Raw genomic sequence first — 20,910 nt, forward strand, 5'->3', positions numbered from 1 at the left:
GCGTCACAGCAGACTCAGTCCTCGTCCGGAATCCCCTCGATGTCGCCGCGGTCGTCACCGACGACGAACTGGCCGGCGGCGGGTTGTGCACTATTGACGAGCGTGACCCGCAGGACGTAGGCGGCGACGAGGACGAACGGGGCGAACGCGACGGCTTCGACGGCGACGACGAGGAGGTTGCTGTCCGGGAGGTCGTTGAGGAAGTGCATGAACGCGGCGACGAGCGCGGCAGTCGGGACGGCGGTGAGCACGAGGTCGCGCGAGAGCGCGGCGAGGTCCTGACGGGTGTAGAGCGTCTTGAAGTACTCGCGGGCGGTGGCGGCGTACTGGAGGAGACGGAGCATCTCGTCGATGCGCTCGGCGGTCTGGGCGTCGAGGTCGTCGCTGTGCGCGACGCGAATCGCGCGCAGGTCGTGAATCTGCTTGTCGTGGTCGTAGTCCATCGTCGCGAGCACGACGTCGAGGGTGGTCTCGGCGTCTTCGAGGCCGCGGTTCATCTCGCCGGTCTCCTCGGCGAGCGTCTCGACGTAACCGTCGAGGTCCTCGCGCAACTCGAAGTCTGCGGCGCCGATTTCCTCCTCGACGAGTTGGGCGCGCCGGAGGATGCTGCCGGAAAGGAGTCGGAGGAGCGCCTCGGGTTCGGCGGGGACGTGCTCGGTGTCGACGACGTCCTCGAGTTGACGCCGGTACTGGACGACGCTCTGCACGCGGCCGAACTGCTGGCCGAGTGGGTGCTGTTGCTGGGAGACGAAGAGCGTGTTGACGGTGACGACGATGCTGAAGAGGAAGAACGTCCCGCTGAGGAGTGCGGAGACGAGCGATATCGTGGGACTGGAGTCGGCGAGGGGGTTCTTCGCGGAGGGGAGGAGGAAGCCCGCGACGGGCCCGAAGAGCATGAAGCCGACGAGCAGGACGAGCGTCGTGAGGACGCGTCTGTCGGCGGTGAACGCCGCCCACCGGTAGAGTCGCCGTCCGAGGTCACCACTGTCCCTGCCTGCCATCGGTTCCGTGCAGGCACCCGACTGCTAAAGGCGTACGGGCCACCACAACGTATACCTCGACGTGTCGACACTAGCGACGTATGCCCTCCGTCGAGTCGTTCCCGACGAAGCGTGGTCGTGCGCGCTTCGAGGACGGCATCGTGGTCTTCGAGGAGTCCGTACGTGGGTACGTCCGCTCGCTCTACCGGGGGTACTGGCGGAGCGACGCGTGGTGGCGGAAAGCGATGTTCGCCGGCTACGTCGTCGCGTGGGTCGCCGCCATCGCGTGGGTGCTCACGGCGATGCGCCACGACCTGCTCCTCGTCGCCGCGGGGCTGCTCGTCCTCGCCGCCCTCTGGGTGATACAGTACCTCCGGGGCTATCGCTCGCCAGACCGTGTCGCCCTCGACGACGTCGCGGACGTGTCGGTGACGCGCGGCTCGAAGGGGCTGACGCGCCCGCGACTCGTCCTCACCTATCGGACGGGCGACGGGAGGTACAAGCGCCGGGTGAACCTGCCGTCGCGTCTCACGCCGAACGGCGACGAGGCCTACAAGCGCGCCGTCACGGCGTTCGAGCAACGCGGGTTCGAGCCACGTGGGGGCCCGCGGGACGGCGAGCGCTGAACGGGAGTGGGACGAACAACGCAACTTCGACTGCGGGAGGGCCGCGGTGAGACCCCGACCCCGGGTAGTGCGTCAGTCCTCCTGTTCGGCGTCCTCGTCGTCCTCCGACCCGTTGTCGCGCTTGCCGGGCGGGGTGAGTCGAACGGTGACGGTGTCGGTGTCCTCGTCGAGCGTAACGGTGGCCGTGCCGGAGAGGTCGCCCTTCTCGGCGGTGATCTCGTACTCGCCCTTGAAGCCCCGGGTGGTGTAGCGGCCGTCGCGGTCCGTCTCGCCGGACTCCTCGGTCCACCACTCGTCGAAGACGAGGTCGCGGAACTGCTCGCCGTGTGGGCGGGGCGTCCAGTCGGCGTCGTAGTAGGCGCCGCTGGGCCGCCAGTGGTCCTCCGCCCAGAAGCCCCAAGAGACGATGCCTTCGACGGCTTCCTTGCTGAACGCGGCAGTCATGAAGTCCCGGAGGTAGTCGCGCTGGACGGCGACGTCCTGGGCATTCCGCCGGTCGAAGATCTGGATGTCGAACTCGGTGATGAGCAGGGGGACGCCGAACTCCGCGAACTGGTCGAAGCCCGAGAGGATTTCGGGGACGTCGAGCATCTGGTTCCATTGCTGCTGGTGGTGGGCCATGAAACCGATGCCGTCGAGCGGGTAGTCGTTCTCGACGAGGTGCGTGATGTAGTCGTAGTACTGGCTGCGCTGCCACGTCCCGCCGAAGACGCCCATCTCGTTCGTGTAGAGTTCATCGTCGGTGGCCTGGTTCGCGACGTCCCACCAGTGGCTGACGGCGTCCCAGCCGAGCGCGTCCATGTCGCGGAGGTTCGACTGCCAGATGGGGTGGTTGTGCATGTCCCACTCCGTGACGTGCTCGCTGAGGGTATTCGCGTGCTCACGGATCTTCTCGGTGATGCGGGACTCGAGCTCGGAGGTGGAGAGGTCGGTCGGGACGCTCATCCCGCCGCCGCCCGCGCCGCCGAGCTGCTCCCAGAGGAGGTAGTGGCCGCGTGCGGGGATGTCGTGGTCGGCAAGCCAGGCGAGTGTGTCGAGCGCGTCGCTCTTGCCGTTACTCCCCCAGTCGCCCTCCCACGCGGGGTACTTGAGCGCGTTCTCCGGGGTGGCTTTGTTGAAGTTCTCGAGGAAGACCTCGCGGTATTTCTCGTCGTCCTCGCCGTCGCCGAGAACGTGAGTGGCGGAGACGGCGCTCCCGAAGTCGAACTCGTGCTCGACCATCTGGACGTCGACGCTCGCGCCCTGCATCGGCTGGCCGCCGGGGTTGAGGACGGTGACGTCGAGGTCGGCCTTGCGGTGTTTCTCGATGCGTTCCCGGGCGGCGTCGCGCCAGTCGGCGTCCTCGGCGCGGCCATCGTAGTCGTAGGGCGGGAGGGTTCCGAGCGAGACCTCGTCCGCGCCGTATTTGATGAGTGCGAGTCCGCCGACGTCGACGGTCTGGTCCGTGTGACCGGCCTGTAGCTCGAAGGCGACGGAGCCGCTGGCTTCGGCGTTGCCGACCTCGATGGGGAAGAAGTAGCGCATCCACTCGCCGGTCGGGTCGACCTGCGAGCCACGCTGGACCGCGTTCTCGTCGAGCGCGCCGGAGTCGTCGAGCGCGCCGAACGCCGCGGTGAGCTCGGCGTCTTCGTCGTCGCTCCGGACGTACGCGACGGCGAGCAGGCGGTCACCCGTCGAGAGGGACGGGTCGGGGACGACGCCGCGATAGGAGACGGCGCCGGGGTCGTCCGCTTCGGGGACGGCGAGGCGTTCGCCGGCGGTGATGGCGACGGCGTCCGTCTCGACGCTGATGCTCGTCGCGGACCCGCCGCCACGGAGGGAGAAGGCGTCGAGGGCGGCCTGCTCGGTGTCGCCGTAGACGTACGTGCCGGCGGGGAGCTGACGCTGCTGTCGACTCGAGGCGGTGAGCGTCTCGCGGAGCGTTTGCCGGTAGTCACCGAGCGACCCAGACTCATCGTCGGCGGCCGCGGCGCCGGTGGTTCCGACGGCCGACATCGCGCCGAGCGCGCCGAGTGATTTGAGGAGCGTGCGTCGTCCAGCACCGTGCGTCGAGTTGTCTCGGGGCATAGAGACTCGACTCCACGGATGTAATTAACACGTATATTGGTTAGGGTAACAGAAATTCACTATTTGATAACAGTCGTGTGGTCGTGGAGAAATGGCCGTCTGCGTCCGTAATAGGCATATACCGCCGATTTTCGGGTAGTTATACGCGCTAGTGACGACTTCGGGACGATGAACGGCGACGCGGACACGGGAACGTAAGAGAACGAACAGGGTGCGTCAGTCAGGCGCTCAGACGACGGCGAAGACGACCGCAGTTATGAGGACGGCGGCGACGACAGAGGTGGCGGTGATGCGGACGGCGGACGCACGGTCCTCGCGGTGCGCCTCGGGGTCCTCGACGGTACCGGTCTCCCCCCGCTCCTCGAAACTGTACTTGCCGAGTAGGCCGAGAATCACGCAGAAAGACTTCGACGCCTGCAGGAACCACTCGATAGCGACGGCGAGCGGAACGAAAATCGCGGGAAGAATCGCTTCCGGGAGCGCGCCGAGGACGACAGCGACGACGATCGCGGCGGCGACGACGAACCCCGCCGTGGCGAACCGATAGCGGCGTCGTCGCTCCCGTCGCCCGATGTTACAGGCGCCGGGTCGATATGAAGTCTGGACGGTAGACACGACCCGTCGTAGGGTCGCCGTCCGCCTAAAGGGTCACTTCGCCTCGCTCGTTGCCGGGAGTGTGGCCATCGCGCTTTTCAAAACGAGATATGTTCTAGACACGTCTCCAGCGTATCACTGGGACGGATTCCACTGCCGATGACCACGACACAGACTGGGGGTCACGGAGCAACGCGGCTGCTCGTCTCACTCCTCGTCGTCGCGTCCGTCGTCGCCGCCGGGTTCGGGGCCGGCGGCGTGGCGGCGGCGAGCGGAACATCGTCGAGTGCGCCGAGCGCACCGATTGCCGTCTACGCCGACGACAGCGGGGCGCTCACGTATCTCTACGCGAACGGCACGGCGACGTCGCTCGGCGTCACGGGCGTCTCGGTCGTCGGCCGGCTCGCGGACCTCGACGGCGACGACGCCCTCGAGGCGCCCTACGTCACGAGCGACGGCGCGCTCCGCATCGTCGACGCGAGCGGGGATGCGGCGACGCTCGCCACGAGCGCGAAGACCGGCAAGACCGCCATGGCGACGGGCGACTGGGACGGCGACGGGCGCACGAGCGTCTTCTACGTGAACGCCAGCGACGGGGTCCTCTACCGCGCCTCCGGCGGGACGACACCCACCGCCGTCAGCGGCCCCGACGGCGGGACGCTCGCCGCGAACGCCGTCGTCGGCGTCGCCGACTACGACGACAACGGGACGACCGACCTCCTCTACCTCGGGAGCTCGAGCACGCTGAAGTATTACGACGGCCGGACGCTCCACTCGACGGGGTTCTCCTCGTTCGGGTCGAACAACGGCCTCGGCGTCGGCGCGCCCGCGGACTTCGACGGCGACGGCGTCCCACGCGTCCCGTACGTCACGGGCGGGCAGACGCTCTCGCTCCTCGCGGCGAACGGCTCGAAGACCCCGGTGTCGTTCAACCAGACGCCGGCGAAGGCACCCGTCGCGCCCGCTGATTGGACGGACGACGGCCGCCCCGACGTCCTCTACGTCGGGAGCGACAACGGTCACCTCCAGTACGCGGCGCTCGGCGGCCCATCGGGCGCAGTGACGGGGGCCGACGGAACGCCGCGCTCGGTGACCGTCGGCGTGGGCGTCGCGAGCGCGGCGGCCCAGCCCGAACCCACCATCACCGAGTTCGCGCTGACGAACCCCGAGGGGCGGACGCTCCGCGTGGCGTTCACGAGCGACGAGCGCCTCGCGACGGTGAACGTCACCGTCTCCGGCCCCGAGAACGCGACACTCACGACGGACGAGTTCAACGCGTCGGGCGACGGCCCGTACCGCTACACCGCCTCGACCACCGTTGGCACGGACGGGAACTACACGGCGACCCTCCGCACGGCCGCGGACGAGACGGGCGCTGACGGCGCAGACGGGCAGACCGCCAGCGTCCGCGTCGCGACTCCGCACCCCTCGGTGTCGAACGCGACGCTCCGCACGCCGAACGCGAGCGCGCCGGTCGGCATCAACGGGACGGTCGAGATTGCGGCGACGGTGCGAAACGAGTCGGCGCTCCGCGCGGTGACGGCGAACGCCTCCGCGCTGGACGCTGGAACGGTCACGCTCGAACGTGCGAACGCGTCGACGGACGTCTACGCGGCGACGGTCACGCTCGGTCCGGACGCGACGACCGGGTCCGTCTCGCTCGTGGTGCGCGCGACGAACACCTACGGACACACGGGAACGGCGACCACGAACGCGCTCGCCGTCGACACGGGCGTTCCAAGGGCTGACGCCGGGCCGAACATCACCGTCACGGCGGGCACCGTCGTCGGCTTCGACGGGGACGGCTCGATCGACGACGGCCGCCTCGTGCGCTACCGCTGGACGTTCGGCGACGGCACGAACGAAACGGGCGTGAACACCACGCACACCTACGAGCAAGCGGGGACGTACACGGCGACGTTGGCCGTCGTGGACGCCGCCGGGAACCGCGACAGCGACACGCGGACCGTAACAGTGCGCACCGCGAGCGACTCCGAGGGTGGTGACGACACCCGCGTCGTCTACGTCGGCGGTGGCGGCGGCGAGAGCGGGAGCACGGGTGACGGCGGGAGCGGTGCGAGCGAGCCGACGAGCACCGGAACGAACACGACGACGACCACGAACCAGACCACGACGACGGTGACCGACACGGCCACGACGTCGACCGCGACGACCACGACGAACGGGAGCGTGGGCGGCGACACGGCCGAACGGACGACGGCGAGCGACGGCCGAGCGGACAGGACCGGCGAGACGGACGAACACTCGTCCTCGCGGCGTGAGCTGGCCGAGACGGTGCTGAGCGCGCTCGCCGCCCTCGCGGCGCTCGGGTTCACGGTCCGTCCCTAGTCCGCCGCCGGGGGCGACACGACCTGCGCCGTCGAAAGCTGTGTCGCGCCGTAGACGATGACGCCGCCGAGGACGACGAGGACGGCGGCGAGGACGAACGCGGCGTCGAAGCGGTAGGACGCCACCCAGCCGCCGAGGAGACTGCCGACGGCACCGGCGACGGCGGAGAGGGCGGCGTACGTCCCGAGGATCCCCCCACGGGCGTTCGCGGGCGCGAAGCGCGAGACGATGGCGGTACCGGTGACGGCGATGAACGCCCACGTGACGCCGACGAGGAAGAGGAATGCCCCGACGACGGCGAGCGGTCCGAATCCGCCCGAGGTGAGGACGCTGAAGCCGAGGAGGCCGACGGCGGCGACGCCGAGGAACGCGCCCGCGCGCAGGCCGAGCGCGCCGCCCTGCACGAGGCGAACGTCGTACTGGCCGCTGATGACGCCCGCGCGCTCGAAGAGCACCGTCGAGGCGACGTTGTTCACGAGGTAGAGCGCGAACACGCCACCCGACGTGAAGCCGACCTTCGACTTGAGGTAGAGCGGGAGCGGCGCCCAGAAGACGGCGAACCCGGTGAAGAAGCAGAACGCGGCGAGGAAGTAGACCCAGAGCGCGCTCGGCAACTCGGCGCGGAGGCGACGCAGCCGCGCGACGGAGAGCGCGCGCGACGCCCAGAAGACCCGGTTCGTCCCGAAGGAGAACGTCGCGTCCTGTGTATTCCGCGAGGTCCGCGAGAGGATGGTCGCGACGTGACTCGACCGTCGCGGCCCGACGTCGAGGGCAGCCTCGCGGGGGAGCGAGCGCGCCGCGAGCACGGCGGCCGCGACGCCGAAAGCAGCCGCGAGCGCGAACAGCGACTCCTGGACGACGTCCGCAGCGACGACGGCGGCGACACCAACTGTCCAGACGGTACCGATGACGAGGCCGCCAGTCGAGCCGTAGCCCTGGAACTTGTTCAGGCGGGCGATGCGGACGTTCCAGTTCGACTCCGGGGTGTCCGCGACGACGAGCATCGTCACGACGGGCGAGATGGCGGCGAGCGAGAACGCCAGCACGGCGTTCACGGCGACGACGGCGGGCACCGTCTTCAGGAACGGGAGGACGGTGAGCGCCACCGCGCCGGTGCCGAGCGCGACGAGCACGACGCCGCGACGGTTCCCGGTGCGGTCGGCGTAGCGGCCGGCGAGCACCGCGCCGGGCGCGCCGACGAGCGAGGAGAGCGACGCGGAGATGCCGAGCGCCGCCGACCCGCCGCCGAGCGCGACGATGTAGAGCGGGACGAGCAGGCCGGCGACGCTCGAGGCGACCGCGGAGAGCGAGAGGGAGTAGAGCCAGCGGTCCGTGTCCATATCGGGGCGATGTCCGGCGACGCCTAATCCCTATCGCCGGCGCTCAGAGGCGACCGTCGAGCGTCGGGCCGTCGTCGGTCCACGCGACGCGCCACGGACGGGCGAGCGTGTAGGGGTGGTCGGTGTCGTAGCCCTCCTCGGAGCCACCCGTCCACGTCATGAAGCCGGTGTCGCCGTCCGGCGTCTCGGCCCAGCGGCCCGTATATCCCGGCACGTCGTCGCCCAGCAGTAGGTTGTCCGCCGGTTCGCGGAAGTCGGCGTCGAGCGCGTCCGCGACGAGGTAGCGCACGCCCGTTTCGCGCTCGCGCGGGTTGTCGTCGGCGTACTCGTCGCGTTTCACCGAGAACAGCATGTACCACTGGTCGTCGTGGTAGTGGAGGTCCGGCACCTCCATCTTCTCGTAGGCGCCGGGCGAGCACGCGGGCGGGAGCACCTCCCACTCCACGAGGTCGCTGGAGCGTGCACGCGCGATACAGCCGCGTTCGCCCGCGGGCTCGCGTTTGTCGCGCGCGGTGATGAACGCGAACCAGTCGCCGGAGTCCGGGTCGCGGACGACCTCGGGGTCGCGCCACGGCGTCGTCCCGTCCACCGTCTCCGTGTGGTCGGCGTACCACCGGCTGTCGGCCTCGATGAGTGGGTTCGCGTCGTGGCGCGTCCACGAACGGAGGTCGTCGCTCACCGCGACGCCGACGCGCTGCGTGTGCCCGGGGAACCCACCCGGTTTCGTCTCGCGGCCGCGCCGGCCCGTGTAGAAGAGGTAGTACTGCTCGCCGTCGGAGACCGTACACCCCGTCCAGAGCGCGGCGTCGTCCCACGCGTCGCCCGCGTCGGGGACGAGCGCCGTCCCCTCCCACGTCCACGTGCGCAGGTCCGCGGAGGTGGCGTGGCCGATGGAGGCGTTGAAGTGGCGCGTCGACTCGTCGGCGACGCGCGGCGCCTGCAAGTGATAGAGATGATAGGTGTCGGCGTCCCGGTAGAGCCAGAAGTCCCAGAGGAACATCCCGGGCGGGGCGTACGTCACGGCGTCGTCCTCGGCGTCGCTACGAGACATACCGGAGTCGAACGCACGCGGGACGGATAGTGTTTCGACTAGTGTGAGCGGGCACCACGAAAAGACCGACCGGGAGGCGACGCCTCAGTAGAGGGCGTCGGTGATGTCGTCGTCGAGGGTGTCGAACTGGTCGAGGTGGACTTCGCGCTCGGCCCGGAGCTTCGAGAGCTCCGACTCGTAGTCCGGGAGGGCCTCGGCGACGTCGAACTCGTCCATGTCCATGCCGGGGACCTCAGCGGGAACCGTGAGATCGGTGGCGTCGTCGTGCTCCCACTCAAGGGTACCCCGCGAGATTTCGCGCAGCAGCGTGATGGTGTCGTCGACGCCGACGTCCGTCGTGCCGACCTGCCCGGTGTTGAGGACGTAGCAGTCCACGTCGAGGTCCGCGATGAGGTCGCGGAAGCGGTTGCCCTCCTCGCCCGCGGGCCCGACGATGAACGGGTTGGTGCCGACGACGCGGATGGACTCGCCGGCGGCGCTCGGGTCGCCCGCGCTCGTCTGGACGGACTCGCCGAGCATGAACGCCACCGCGGCCTCCTCGGGTGTGAGTTTCGCGACCGGCGGCATCGCGGGGTTGCGCGTGATGAAGAAGATCTGGTCGACGCCCGGCAGGTCGATGTCGTCGCCCGCCGAGGAGAGTTGGTCGCGCTCGATGACCGCGCGGCCGTTCGTCGTGTACTCGTCGCTGTCGAAGTCGACGGTGCCGTCCTCGGCGACGTCGACGTTCTCGAGGACAGCCGTCTCGTCGGTCACCGCGTCGTACATCGCGGGTTCGGTCTCCGCGTCGAGGCCGTAGGTCTTCACGAAGAGGCCCTTGCCCTCGCTGCCGGCGACCGAGCCGTCGGGGAGGAGCGCGCAGACGTCGTCCTGAAGCATCGTCGCGTCCTCCGGGTCGTCCAACCAGAGGTCGTGGGCGGTCAGCGTCGACTTGCCCGTCCCGGAGAGCCCGAGGAAGAGCTGACCGACGTCCTCGAGTTCGCCGTCCTTACCTTCGAGCGTGACGCGCTTGCTACCCGCGTGGAGGCCGAGGCCGCCCATGCGCTTCGCCTCCAGCATGAAGAGCCGGAGGAAGGACTTCTTCGCCTCGCCGGTGTAGTCGCTGCCCGCGACGACTGTATAGCCCTCCTCGGGGAGGACGCGGATGCCCGTCTCCTCCCAGTCGGGGAGTTGGACGGTGTAGAAGTCCGGCTCCGCACCCTCCGGGGCGGGTTCGAGGAGTTTGGAGAGGCTGAGCGCGATACGCCCGTACTCCTCGGGCACGTAGTAGCGGCAGACGTAGGAGTGGTCGGGATGGCGGCCGACCTGCCGGTCGACACAGACGAGGTCGGCGTCGGCCGTCGCGGCCGTGACGTCCGCCACGAGCGCCCGGTCCTCGTCGTCGAATTCGTCGTCGATGGTGTTCTTCGTCAGCTCGGACTTCCGCGACCGGTCCTCGCTGACGTAGGAGGGCGCGCCGAACTCGGTGGTCGTCTCGAGATGGCTGGAGAACGCCCGAAGCTCGTCGGTCGAAGGGTTATACACCACGTTCTCGGCCTGCTCCGGGTCGGGGAGCGAGGCGACAAACTGGTCCGCCGACGACGTCTGCCGTTGCATCGTGTAGACAGATGGCGAATGTCACGTATAAAGGTTCACTAACTGTAGGTGTAGTAAAGATTCTCGGCACAGGGAACGACACCTGTCGAAACCGCAAGAGGGCGCGGCGACGATGGCGGAGAAGTGTTCCCGCATGCCGTGTGGTCTGACAACACAGAGACAGCTGCTTGACGCTTCGGTATCGGATGCAGCGCAGTGTGACGACAGTGGTGGGCTCCGGCCGCGCCCGCCACACGGGTTTTCACCGAGGGCGTCGAACCCTGTCCCATGTTCGACGACCGCACGGACGCGGGCGAGCAGTTGGCGACGCGACTCCGCGAAGAGGACGTCGAGGCCGACCTCGTTGTCGGAATCCCGCGCGGCGCGCTCCCGGTGGCGCGACCCGTCGCGGACGCCCTCGACGTCCCGCTCGACATCGTCGCCGCGAAGAAGATGGGTGCGCCGGACAACCCCGAGTACGCCATCGGGGCCGCCGCGCCCGACGGAAGCGCCTGGCTGAACGAGGACGCCATCGACCGGCTCGGCGTCTCCGAGGAATACGTCGATGCGGAGCGCGAGCGCGCCGCTGACACCGCCCGCGAGAAGGAGGAGACCTATCGGGAGGGTGAGCCCGAACCCGTCGCGGGCCGCCGCGTCGTCATCGTCGACGACGGCGTCGCGACGGGCGCGACGATGACTGCGAGCGTACGGCGCCTCCGGAACGCGGGCGCGGACTCGGTTGTCGTCGCGGTGCCCGTCGGCCCGCCCCGGACGCTGGACAGACTCCGCGGGGAGGCCGACGCCGTCGTCGCGCTCCAGGAACCCGAGCGCTTTCAGGCGGTCGGCCAGTTCTACCGGTCGTTCGGCCAGGTGAGCGACGAGGAAGCCCGCGCATACCTGCGCGACTGACCGGGCGATGCCGTCGAACGTCGTCGCCGGCGCACTGGTCACTCGTTTCGGCCGCCGCACCCGCGAAACCTATCAGGAATTCCGGGATTTTCGGGGGAATTCGGCGGTGTCTGGGACCGATTCAGCCGCAGTTTACATTTACCGGGAAGGTGAAGGGCCACTCGCATGGCAGAACTCATCGTCAAGGCCGCCGTCAAGGACGCGCTGGAAGGCAAGAACGTCGCCGGGGATTTCTACGAGGCGCTCGACGACGAAGTCGAGGCGCTCATCGAGGACGCCGCGGAGCGCGCCGACGCGAACGGCCGCAAGACCGTCCAGCCGCGCGACCTCTGAACAGGCCGCCTCACCTATCGTCCCCGCTTTCTTTGCGACCGTCGTCGAGCCGTGGCTCTCGCCGGCGTGGTGGTGGACGCAGAATATGACGGCGGTGCGCTCCGCTATCGACGATGACCGCGGCCCCGCGGGCAATGTCGGACGAGTGGTAGCGACGGGGCGACACCCCGCGGGTCGTGGGGGTCACCGCGGCGTCGCGTGGGTGCGGGGCGCGGCTTAGCGCTCGACGTGGTAGTAGACGGGGAACTCCTCGCCACAGTCCCGGCACGTCGCGCGGACCTTCCCGTCCGCGTCGTCGTCCCGCCGCGAGACGGAACTCCCGGCGGGAACCAGGACGGTGGCGAGCGTGTCACAGGTCGGGCATCGGACGGAGCGTCCCGTTGGCTTCTCAGCCACGTACACACTCAACGCCGCTCGTAAATATCGATAGTGCACATACTGATAGGGTCCATCTCGAGGTATGGGTATCAGTATCAGTCTCGATGCCGTCCCCGGAGTCCGGCGCGTCCGATCGGCGGCGAGACGCGCCGCGTCGTGTGTATCGGTGGCGAGTGCCCCCACCTCGCGCCTTTTCCGTGGTTGGACCGTTTGGTCAAGTAGGCATGAGCGAGAAAATCGCCCCCGACGCGGACTGGGACGCACTCTACATCGACGGCGAGTGGACGCCGAGCGAGAGCGGCGAGACGATTCCCGTCGAAGACCCCTCGACCCGCGATGTCTTCACCGAGGTCGCGGCCGGCACCGAGGCCGACGTCGACCGGGCCTACGAGGTCGCCGCGGAGGCCCAGGAGGAGTGGGCCGAGGCCCCGCCAGCCCAGCGGCAGGCCGTCATCCAGCAGTTCCACGACGCCCTCCACGAGCACAAGGAGGAGATCATCGAGGTGCTCGAACACGAGGTCGGCGGCTCGCGCATCATGGGCGAGACGTCCATCCAGATCGCCGACGACCACGCCAGCGAGGCGGCGACGCTCCCCCGACGCCTGAAGGGCGAGCACGCGGAGTCGAACATCCCCGGTAAGGAGAACATCCTCCAGCGCGGCCCGAAGGGCGTCGTCACGGTCATCTCGCCGTGGAACTTCCCGCTGAACCTCTCGATGCGCGCCGTCGCGCCCGCCATCGCCGCCGGGAACGCCGTGGTGCTCAAGCCCTCCACGAACTCCCCGATCTCCGGTGGGTTGCTCTTCGCGAAGCTCTTCGAGGAGACCGACCTCCCCGACGGCGTCATCAACGTCGTCACAGGGAAGGGCTCCGAGATCGGCGACCGCGTCGCCTCCCACCCCGAGAGCGACGTCGTCGCCTTCACCGGCTCGACCGAGGTCGGCCAGCACGTCGCGAGCCTCGCCGGCGAGAACCTCGCCGTCCCCGCGATGGAACTCGGCGGGAACAACGCCCACGTCGTCACCGCGGACGCCGACCTCGACCGCGCCATCGACGGCGCGACCTTCGGGTCGTTCGTCCACCAGGGCCAGGTCTGCATCAGTATCAACCGCCACATCGTCCACGAGGACGTCTACGACGAGTACGTCGAGCGCCTCGCCGAGCGCGCCGAGGAGCTCCCGGTCGGGAGCGCGCACGAGGAGGACACCATCGTCGGACCCATCATCGACGAGGGCCAGCGTGACGAGATGCTCGGCTACGTCGAAGAGACCGTCGAGCAGGGCGCGACGCTCGAAACCGGCGGCGAGACCGCCGACATCGAGGGCGTCGAGGACTCCCTCGTCGTCAAGCCCACCGTCCTCTCGGACGTGACGAACGACATGCCCGCGGCCGCGAACGAGCACTTCGGCCCCATCGCGCCGGTGATTCCGTTCTCGGACGTCGACGAGGCCGTCGAACTCGCGAACGACACCGAGTTCGGCCTCTCCGGCGCCGTCCACGCCGGCGACCTCGAGGTCGCAAAGGACATCGCCGACCGCATGGAGACCGGGAACGTCCACATCAACGACCAGCCCATCAACGACGAGGCGCACGTCCCGTTCAGCGGCATCGGCGCGTCCGGCATGGGTCACTACAACAGCGACGCCTTCCTTCAGGAAGTCACCGAGACGAAGTGGATCAGCATCCAGCACGAGCCGCGCGACTACCCGTTCTAACGGCACTCCGGTAGTCGTCTCGGCGTCGTCTCACACCCCATCGCCGTCGACGCAATAGTTGGCACGACCGGCGCGGTCGAAGCGGCCACATCGTTTTTGCGTACTTTCTCCGAATCCACCACTAATGTCCGAACACCACATTCCGAAGGGTGTCAGCCTCGACACGCTTCAGGAGATAATCGCCGGCTGGGGACAGGTAGGGGCCGCCGACGAGCCACAGTACACGACGGACGTCGAGGAGGTAACGAGCGTCAGCGACGCCGTCGGCCGCCAGACCCGGTTTCTGGAGGAGCTCGGCGTCCTCGAGCCACACCGGCAGAAACACCGCCTGACCGACGCCGGCGAGGCACTGGCCACGGCGCTCCGTGACGGGAACGAGGAGGCCGCGAAGGAACGGGCCCGCGAGATGCTCGACAATTGGGCACTCACCGAGGACGTCCGGGGCGTCCTCGACGGGAACCCGATGGACGAAGACGACCTCGCGCCCGTCGTCGCCGACCTCGCCGACCAAGACCTCGACACGAGCCGCGTGGACACCGGCATCAGGACGCTCCTCGACCTTTACGAGTGGGCCAACCTCATCGAGCGCGACGAGGAAGGCCAGTATCACCTCCCTGCGGGGGAGAACGGGGCAGGCGAGGGCGGCGCGGAGAGCAAGGCCGAGGACAGAGACACAGTAGAAACCACCGAGGGGACGGAGTCCGCGGAAGCCGAATCGACCCCGTCGGCGGTCGAGCAGGCGAAGTTGACGGCGTCGGAAGCCGCCGAGACGGCTGAGACCGCGGTGGAAGCGACGGAGCAAGCGACCGAGGACGTCACGGCGACGGCCGAGGAGTCGCCAGAGGCCGCCGAGACGCTCGAGCGGACCATCGAGGACGTGGCCGAGCAGACGGTAGCGGAGACGGCGCGGGACACCGCGCGCGAGGCGGCGACGGAGGCCGCCGAGCAGACGGCCCGCGCGGTCGCCGAGGAAATCGCCGAGGACGTCGCTACCACGGCCGCCGAAACCGCCGCCGAACGGACCGCAGAGGACGTCGCCGAACAGACGGCCGAGAGCGTCGTCGAGGAGACGGCGGGGGACGTCGAGGAAGTCGCCGAGACGGCGGAGGATGCCGCCGAGACCGCACGGGAAGTCGCCGAGGCAGTCGATAGCGAGGCCGTCGAGGAGACCGCCGAGGCGGCCGCCCGGGACGTCGCCGAATCGGTCGCCGAGGAAGTCGCGACGCGGGAGGCCCGCGATGTGGCCCGAGACGTCGCCGAGGAAGCCGCGCGCGACGTGGCGGCGGACGCCGCCCGAGAGGTCGCCGAGGAGGCGGCGCAGCGTCGCGCCGACAGCGTCGCGCGGGACGCCGCGGAGGAAATCGCCCAGGAGACGGCCGAGGAGACCGCGGAGTCGGTCGCCGAGCGGACCGCTCAGGACGTCGTCGAGGAGACGGCCGAGGACGTCGAGCAGGCCGCCGAAACCGCCGCAGAGGCCGCCGAAACGATAGAGGACATCGCCACGTACGCCGAGCGCGGCATTGCCGCGACGGCATCGGACGCCACGGAGGAGGTCAGCGAGGGAGTCGGCGAGACGGCCGCTGAAGCGGGCGAGGCCGCCGCCGAAACCGCCGAGGAAACGGTGGCCGCTGGCGAGGACGCGACAGCAGCCAGCACGGAGGGGGCGGAATCCGGCGAGGAAGTGTCGGCTGGCGATTCGAGCGAGTTCGCGGAGCAGGCGCTCTCCGAGGCCACCGAGGGGACGACCGACGACGTCGAGGAGGCCGCCGAGGAGATGACGCGCGAACTCGTCGGCGATGACGGCGAAATCGAAATCACGTTCGACGGCGAACCCGGCCTCACCATCGACGTCGACGGGGACTCCGGGGCCTCGATTCGCGTCGACCGGGACGTCGACGTGGCGGACGCCGACCTCCCCGAGGGCGTCCAAATCGAAACGGATGGGGAATCGTCGGACGATACGAACCTCGAAACGGACGGCGGCGGGCGGCCGATGACCGATGGGGGGACGATTTCGCTGGGCGAGGACGAGGAAACCGTCCACATCGACATCGATTCTGGCCCCGGAATCACCATCTCCGTCGGCGGCGAGGAAGGCGGCGAAGAAGCGGCGGAGTCCGGCGAGGGTGAGGAGACAGAGGAAGCGGGTGAAGGCGAAGAAGCGGGTGAAGGCGAAGAAGCCGCCGAGCAGGCCGCCGAAGAGGCGGAAGAAGTCGCCGAGCAGGCCGCGGAGACAGTCGAGGAGGCGGCCGAAGGAGCGGCAGAAGAAGCCGAAGAGACAGCCGCCGAAGAGGCGGAAGAAGCCGTCGAAGAGGTCGAGGAGACAGCCGCCGAAGCCGAAGAAGTCGCCGAAGAGGGCGCGGAGGAAGCAGCCGAGGCCGGCGAAGAAGCGGCAGAAACCGACGTCGCAGAGGAGCTCTCCGACCTGGAGGACGTCGAATCGGCCGAAGACCTCGTCGAGACCGTCGCAGAGGCGGCGTCCGAAGCCAAAGAAGCCGCTGAGGAGGCACGCGAGGCCGCCGAGCAGGCCCAGGCCGTCGCACAGCAGGCATCGGGCGCTGCCGGCGGAAGCGGAAGCGCGGACAGTTCCGAGCCGGCGACGCAGCCACACGCCCTCTCGCTCGACCTCGACGTCGACGCCGACTCCGAGGACTTGGAGGCCATCGTCCGCGGGATTCGGCGCGGCCTCACGCCCAAGGAGAGCTAGCGGGCGAGCGCCGTGCTCGACGCGCGCAGTTTATCGCAGAAAAACCGGGTGCTCGACGTTCGGCGCGGCGTTCAGTAGCCGGTGCCGAGGTAGGTGTGAATCGCGTTGTCCTCCTCGAGTTCGTCGACGAGAGCGACGGCGAAGTCCTCCATCGAGATGTAGCTCTCGCCCTCCTCGTCGGCGACGAGCTCGCCCTCGGCGGTGCGGTACTCGCCGGTGCGCTCGCCCGGTTCGATCATCGCCGCGGGCGCGAGGTAGGTCCACCGGAGGTCGTCGCCTTGCTCTTCGAGGACGTCGTAGGCGTCGATGGCTTCGCGTGCGAGCGCCTCCCACTCCTCGGGGAACTCCTCGGTCTCGACGAGGCGGGTGTCGGGGCCGACCTTCAGGCCGCCGGCGCCGCCCGTCCAGACGAGGCGCTCGACGCCCGCCCGACCCATACCCTCGATGACGGCGTCCATCATCTCGGGGAGGACGTCGGGTTCCTCCTCGCCGCTCGGGCCGAGCGTGGACGCGACGGCGTCGTGACCGGTGGCGAGTTTCGCGACGTCGTCGGGGTCGCGGGCGTCGCCCTCGACGGCGACGAAGTCCTCGTCGTCGATGCCGTCGACGGTGCCACTGCGGGAGACACCAGTGACGCGGTGGCCACGCGAGAGCAGTTCGTCCGCGACGCGCTGACCGATTCGACCGCTCGCACCGAGTAGGAGTACGTCCATACGTGACAGTTCCCGCGAGCACCTGATAGCGTTTTGGCAAGGAGACCAGTTCGCTCGTTTCTCGCACCCCGAAGCGACGATCGGTGAGAGAGGGCCGGCGGCCTTTATTGGGCCGCGACGCGTCCGCCCTGCATGAGTCTCCTATTGGACGTCACCGTCGCGGTCGTCGTCCTCCTCGTCGTGGTCGCCGTCATCCTCCCGGCGTACGGGCGGGCGAAGCAGGAACGCGAGCGGACCGAGCGCTTGCAGGCGTTCGAGCAGCAGGCGGGCACACGCGTCATCACGATGATTCACCGCCAGGAAGCGCTCTCCATGATGGGCGTGAGTCTGAGTCGCTACATCGACATCGAGGACTCGGAGGCGGTGTTGCGCGCGATTCGGAAGACCGACGACGACGTCCCCATCGACATCATCCTCCACACACCCGGAGGATTGGTGCTCGCGGCGAAACAGATCGCGTGGGCGCTCGCCGAGCATCCCGCGGACGTGACGGTCTACGTCCCCCACTACGCGATGTCGGGCGGGACCCTGCTCGCGCTGACCGCCGACGAGGTCGTGATGGACCGGAACGCCGTCCTCGGCCCCGTTGACCCGCAACTCGGCGGGTACGCGGCGGCGTCGATTCGGAACGCCGTCGAGCGCAAGGACCCGAGCGACGTCGACGACGAGACGCTCATCCTCGACGATATGGCCGAGAAAGCCCTCACGCAGGTCGAGCGGAGCGTCTCCGAATTGCTGGAGGCGCGCGGCGTCGAGCACGCGGCCGCCGCGGAGTTGGCGGAGACCCTGAGCACCGGCCAGTTCACGCACGACTACCCGATTCGCGTCGCGGAGGCGCGCGATCTCGGCCTCGACGTCTCGACGGAGATGCCGGCCGAGATCTACGACCTGATGGAGCTCTACTCCCAGCCGCTCAACCGCCGGCCGTCCGTCCGGTACATCGACGCGCCGTACCGGGTGACCCAGCCGAGCAGCGCGGGAGCGACCGACGTTCGGACGGGCGAGCGCCGCGAGGACTGACCGCCGCAACCGGCCGCCGCGTTCGGGCGGTGGCGTCGTGGTCCCGGTGTGAGGACATTTATGGCGGCCGCGGGTGAGCTATCGGGACGAACGATGAGTGACGCCCGCGCGCTCGACGATGCCGTCGAGGACGCCCTCGAACGCCTCTTCCGGAGCGGCCGCACGAACGCTCTCGTCGCGTGGGCGCTCGTCGCCGTCCTCGCGCTCGCTTTCGTGGAGAGCCTGCTCGACGTTGACCACCTCTGGATACTCTTCGTCGCCGCCACCGCCGCCGTCGTCCTCGTCCCGCCGCTCGCCTACCGCGACTGGCGGGTCATGCTCCCGTGGGAGTTACTCGTGCTCGCGACGCTCCCGATACTCGTCCGGGGCCTCTTCGGTGGCACCGTCGGAACGTTCGCCACCTCGCTCGCCGTCGCCGCGCTCGCGCTCACCGTGACCGCCGAACTCCACATGTTCACGGCGCTGCGCGTCACCCGCTGGTTCGCCGTCGCCCTCGTCGTCGCGACGACGCTCGCCGCGGCCGCCGCGTGGGCGATGGCGCGCTGGGCGCTCGACGCCACGCTCGGCACCGCCTACCTCTCCACGAACGACGCGCTCATGGCCGAGTTCGTCCACGTCACGCTCGCCGGCGTCACCGCCGGCGTCCTCTTCGACGCCTACTTCCGGCGGCGCGACCGGCAGTTGCGCCGCGTCATCGCGCGCATCGTCCCGCGGGTGGTCCGGCGATGAGCCCTCGCCTCCCGCGACTCTCGCGGCGCGCCCAGCTGCGACTCACGCGCGCGATGCAACTCCTCCTCGCCGGTATCGTCGCCTACGGTCTCCTCACCCGCCAGCCGAAGGCCATCGTCAACGGCGCGCTCGCGCTCTGCGTCACCGCCCTCCCCGCGCTCCTCGAACGTAACTATCGGCTCCCACTCGACCCGTGGCTCGGCCTCTGGATTACGCTCGCCGTCTTCCTCCACACGCTCGGCTCCGCCGGCCTCTACGGCGCAATCAGCTGGTGGGACCACCTCACGCACGCGATGTCCGCCTCGCTCGTCGCCGGCGTCGGCTACGCCGTCGTGCGCGCCGTCGACCTCCACAGCGACGACGTCCGCGTCCCCCGGCGCTACATGTTCGTCTTCATCTTCGTCGTCGTGCTCGCGTTCGCCACGATCTGGGAGCTCTTCGAGTACGCCCTCGACGTCATCTCGCACGCGACCGGTGTGACGATGCCGCTCGCCCAGCACGGCCTCGATGACACCGTTCGCGACCTCGTCTTCAACTCCGTCGGCGCGCTCCTCGTCGCCGTCTTCGGCCAGACGCACCTCTCGGACGTCGCCGAGCGACTCCGCGAGCGCATCGGTTCGGACTGAAGCGGCCGAGCGGGCATCGGTACTAATGTCGAGAGCGCGCTATCCCGAGACATGGACGAGTCCGACGCGGAGCCACGAGCCTTCCAGTACGACGCCGACGTCGACCCCGGCGAGAAACGCCAGTTCCGCTACGAGGTCGGCGAGACCTACCTCGGCGACCCCGTCGAGGTGCCGGTCACGGTCATCAACGGCGAGCACGCCGGCCCGCGCGTCTTCATGACCGCCGCCGTCCACGGCGACGAACTCAACGGCGTGAAAGTCCTCCAGGAGGTCGCCGACCGATACACGCCGAGCGAGATTCACGGCACGCTCGTCCTCCTGCACGTCGTCAACGTCCCCGGCTATCAGGCCCAGCAGCGCTATCTCCCCATCTACGACCAAGACCTCAACCGCTCGTTCCCCGGGAAGGAACGCGCGAACACCGCCGAACGGATGGCCCACCACGTCTACGAGCAGTTCGTCAGCGAGTGCGACCTCGGCCTCGACTTCCACACCTCCACGCGCAACCGCACCACGATGTATCACGCGCGCGCCGACGTCGGCACCCCCGAGGTCGAGCACCTCGCGGAGGTGTTCGGCGCGAACGTCATCCTCTCCGGGGAGGGCGACGAAGGGTCGCTGCGCGCCGTCGCCACCAAGAACGGCATCCCGACCATCACCGTCGAGATGGGCAAAGCCCACCGCTTCCAGCCCGCGCTCATCGAGAAGGCGCTCGAGGGCGTCGAGAACGTCCTCGCCGACTACGGCGTCTATCCCGACGGCGAGGTACGCGAGCCCGCGTGGCGGAAAGTGATGGGGCCGACGGAGGAGAAGCGCTGGATTCGTGCCGACACCGGCGGCCTCGTCGAGATGGAGTGGGGGCCGAACCCGCTCGTCCACGAGGGCGACCCCATCTGCACCGTCTCCGACCACTTCAAGGACGAGGAGCACACCATCGAGGCGCCGTTCACCGGCCTCATCGTCGGCGTCCTCGAGAACCCCGTCGCGCTCCCCGGGCACCCCATCTGTCACCTCGTCCGCCTCAGCCCCGAGACACGCGAGGAGATCGAGCGCGAGATCTCCCGCGGCGAGTTCGACGGCTATCGCTCCTACGGCCAGCGCTGGATGGCCGACGAGGAGGCGGCCGAGTAGCGCGCCCTCGCCCCGGCATCCCTCGAACGACTTATGCCCGAGGCGACTGTCGACTTCGAACAGACTGAGG

The 20,910-nt window shown here is 69.1% G+C and carries 18 protein-coding genes; 10 read left to right on the forward strand and 8 right to left on the reverse strand.

What is annotated here, in order from left to right:
* Nucleotides 1-14: 14 nt before the first annotated feature.
* Nucleotides 15-1,001 carry a hypothetical protein gene (locus ACQUS8_RS12990; RefSeq protein WP_435101724.1) on the reverse strand — a complete coding sequence of 329 codons (987 nt, stop codon included), beginning with the start codon at nt 999-1,001 and terminating at the stop codon, nt 15-17.
* 80 nt (nt 1,002-1,081) lie between these two features.
* On the opposite strand from ACQUS8_RS12990, the gene ACQUS8_RS12995 reads away from it, so the two are divergent.
* A complete protein-coding gene (locus ACQUS8_RS12995; RefSeq protein WP_435101726.1) occupies nt 1,082-1,606 on the forward strand; it encodes a hypothetical protein in 525 nt (174 codons plus the stop codon).
* Nucleotides 1,607-1,678: 72 nt separating this feature from the next.
* Here the strand turns inward: ACQUS8_RS12995 and ACQUS8_RS13000 are convergent, their stop codons facing one another.
* On the reverse strand, nt 1,679-3,673 hold the full coding sequence (locus ACQUS8_RS13000; RefSeq protein ID WP_435101728.1) for an endo-1,4-beta-xylanase: 1,995 nt from the start codon (nt 3,671-3,673) through the stop codon (nt 1,679-1,681).
* A gap of 228 nt (nt 3,674-3,901) precedes the next feature.
* Nucleotides 3,902-4,288, reverse strand: coding sequence for a hypothetical protein (locus tag ACQUS8_RS13005; RefSeq protein WP_435101730.1), 387 nt, complete (start codon nt 4,286-4,288; stop codon nt 3,902-3,904).
* Nucleotides 4,289-4,426: 138 nt separating this feature from the next.
* Here ACQUS8_RS13005 and ACQUS8_RS13010 point away from each other — a divergent pair, with 138 nt between their 5' ends.
* Entirely contained in the window at nt 4,427-6,616 is a 2,190-nt protein-coding gene (locus ACQUS8_RS13010; protein WP_435101732.1) for a PKD domain-containing protein, read from the forward strand.
* On the opposite strand, the gene ACQUS8_RS13015 is transcribed toward ACQUS8_RS13010, so the two are convergent.
* The 3 genes from ACQUS8_RS13015 to ACQUS8_RS13025 all read right to left on the reverse strand — a co-directional run bounded on the left by ACQUS8_RS13015 (nt 6,613) and on the right by ACQUS8_RS13025 (nt 10,600).
* On the reverse strand, nt 6,613-7,956 hold the full coding sequence (locus ACQUS8_RS13015) for an MFS transporter (protein ID WP_435101734.1): 1,344 nt from the start codon (nt 7,954-7,956) through the stop codon (nt 6,613-6,615). The two genes, ACQUS8_RS13010 and ACQUS8_RS13015, sit on opposite strands and share 4 nt — an antisense overlap.
* Nucleotides 7,957-7,999: 43 nt before the next feature.
* On the reverse strand, nt 8,000-9,007 hold the full coding sequence (locus tag ACQUS8_RS13020) for a glycoside hydrolase family 68 protein (protein WP_435101736.1): 1,008 nt from the start codon (nt 9,005-9,007) through the stop codon (nt 8,000-8,002).
* An 84-nt stretch (nt 9,008-9,091) separates the two neighbouring features.
* Entirely contained in the window at nt 9,092-10,600 is a 1,509-nt protein-coding gene (locus ACQUS8_RS13025) for a phosphoenolpyruvate carboxykinase (ATP) (protein ID WP_435101738.1), read from the reverse strand.
* A gap of 267 nt (nt 10,601-10,867) precedes the next feature.
* Here ACQUS8_RS13025 and ACQUS8_RS13030 point away from each other — a divergent pair, with 267 nt between their 5' ends.
* Together ACQUS8_RS13030 and ACQUS8_RS13035 are read left to right on the forward strand one after the other, a co-directional pair.
* A complete protein-coding gene (locus tag ACQUS8_RS13030) occupies nt 10,868-11,488 on the forward strand; it encodes a phosphoribosyltransferase (protein WP_435101740.1) in 621 nt (206 codons plus the stop codon).
* 165 nt (nt 11,489-11,653) lie between these two features.
* Nucleotides 11,654-11,821, forward strand: a complete 168-nt coding sequence (locus ACQUS8_RS13035; protein WP_435101742.1) for a DUF1931 domain-containing protein — start codon at nt 11,654-11,656, stop codon at nt 11,819-11,821.
* A 216-nt stretch (nt 11,822-12,037) separates the two neighbouring features.
* On the opposite strand, the gene ACQUS8_RS13040 is transcribed toward ACQUS8_RS13035, so the two are convergent.
* A complete protein-coding gene (locus tag ACQUS8_RS13040) occupies nt 12,038-12,217 on the reverse strand; it encodes a hypothetical protein (protein ID WP_435101744.1) in 180 nt (59 codons plus the stop codon).
* A 206-nt stretch (nt 12,218-12,423) separates the two neighbouring features.
* Between ACQUS8_RS13040 and ACQUS8_RS13045 the strand changes: the two genes are divergently transcribed.
* Entirely contained in the window at nt 12,424-13,914 is a 1,491-nt protein-coding gene (locus ACQUS8_RS13045) for an aldehyde dehydrogenase family protein (RefSeq protein WP_435101746.1), read from the forward strand.
* A gap of 124 nt (nt 13,915-14,038) precedes the next feature.
* The gene (locus tag ACQUS8_RS13050; RefSeq protein WP_435101748.1) at nt 14,039-16,621 is read left to right on the forward strand and encodes a hypothetical protein; all 2,583 of its coding nucleotides are present in this window, start codon (nt 14,039-14,041) and stop codon (nt 16,619-16,621) included.
* Nucleotides 16,622-16,692: 71 nt separating this feature from the next.
* Here the strand turns inward: ACQUS8_RS13050 and ACQUS8_RS13055 are convergent, their stop codons facing one another.
* On the reverse strand, nt 16,693-17,334 hold the full coding sequence (locus ACQUS8_RS13055; RefSeq protein WP_435101750.1) for an NAD(P)-dependent oxidoreductase: 642 nt from the start codon (nt 17,332-17,334) through the stop codon (nt 16,693-16,695).
* A gap of 132 nt (nt 17,335-17,466) precedes the next feature.
* On the opposite strand from ACQUS8_RS13055, the gene ACQUS8_RS13060 reads away from it, so the two are divergent.
* The 4 genes from ACQUS8_RS13060 (at nt 17,467) to ACQUS8_RS13075 (ending at nt 20,840) form a co-directional block, all read left to right on the forward strand.
* Nucleotides 17,467-18,354 carry an SDH family Clp fold serine proteinase gene (locus ACQUS8_RS13060; RefSeq protein ID WP_435101752.1) on the forward strand — a complete coding sequence of 296 codons (888 nt, stop codon included), beginning with the start codon at nt 17,467-17,469 and terminating at the stop codon, nt 18,352-18,354.
* Between the two features lie 93 nt (nt 18,355-18,447).
* Nucleotides 18,448-19,083, forward strand: a complete 636-nt coding sequence (locus tag ACQUS8_RS13065) for a hypothetical protein (RefSeq protein WP_435101754.1) — start codon at nt 18,448-18,450, stop codon at nt 19,081-19,083.
* Nucleotides 19,080-19,709 (forward strand): hypothetical protein, encoded by a 630-nt coding sequence (locus ACQUS8_RS13070; RefSeq protein WP_435101756.1) that lies wholly within the window; start codon nt 19,080-19,082, stop codon nt 19,707-19,709. The genes ACQUS8_RS13065 and ACQUS8_RS13070 overlap by 4 nt, the downstream gene beginning before the upstream one ends.
* 51 nt (nt 19,710-19,760) lie before the next feature.
* Complete coding sequence (locus tag ACQUS8_RS13075) at nt 19,761-20,840, forward strand: succinylglutamate desuccinylase/aspartoacylase family protein (RefSeq protein WP_435101758.1); 1,080 nt, start codon at nt 19,761-19,763, stop codon at nt 20,838-20,840.
* Nucleotides 20,841-20,910: the final 70 nt, after the last annotated feature.

It is taken from the genome of Halarchaeum sp. P4, from assembly GCF_051195175.1.
Classification (GTDB): Archaea; Halobacteriota; Halobacteria; order Halobacteriales; family Halobacteriaceae; genus Halarchaeum.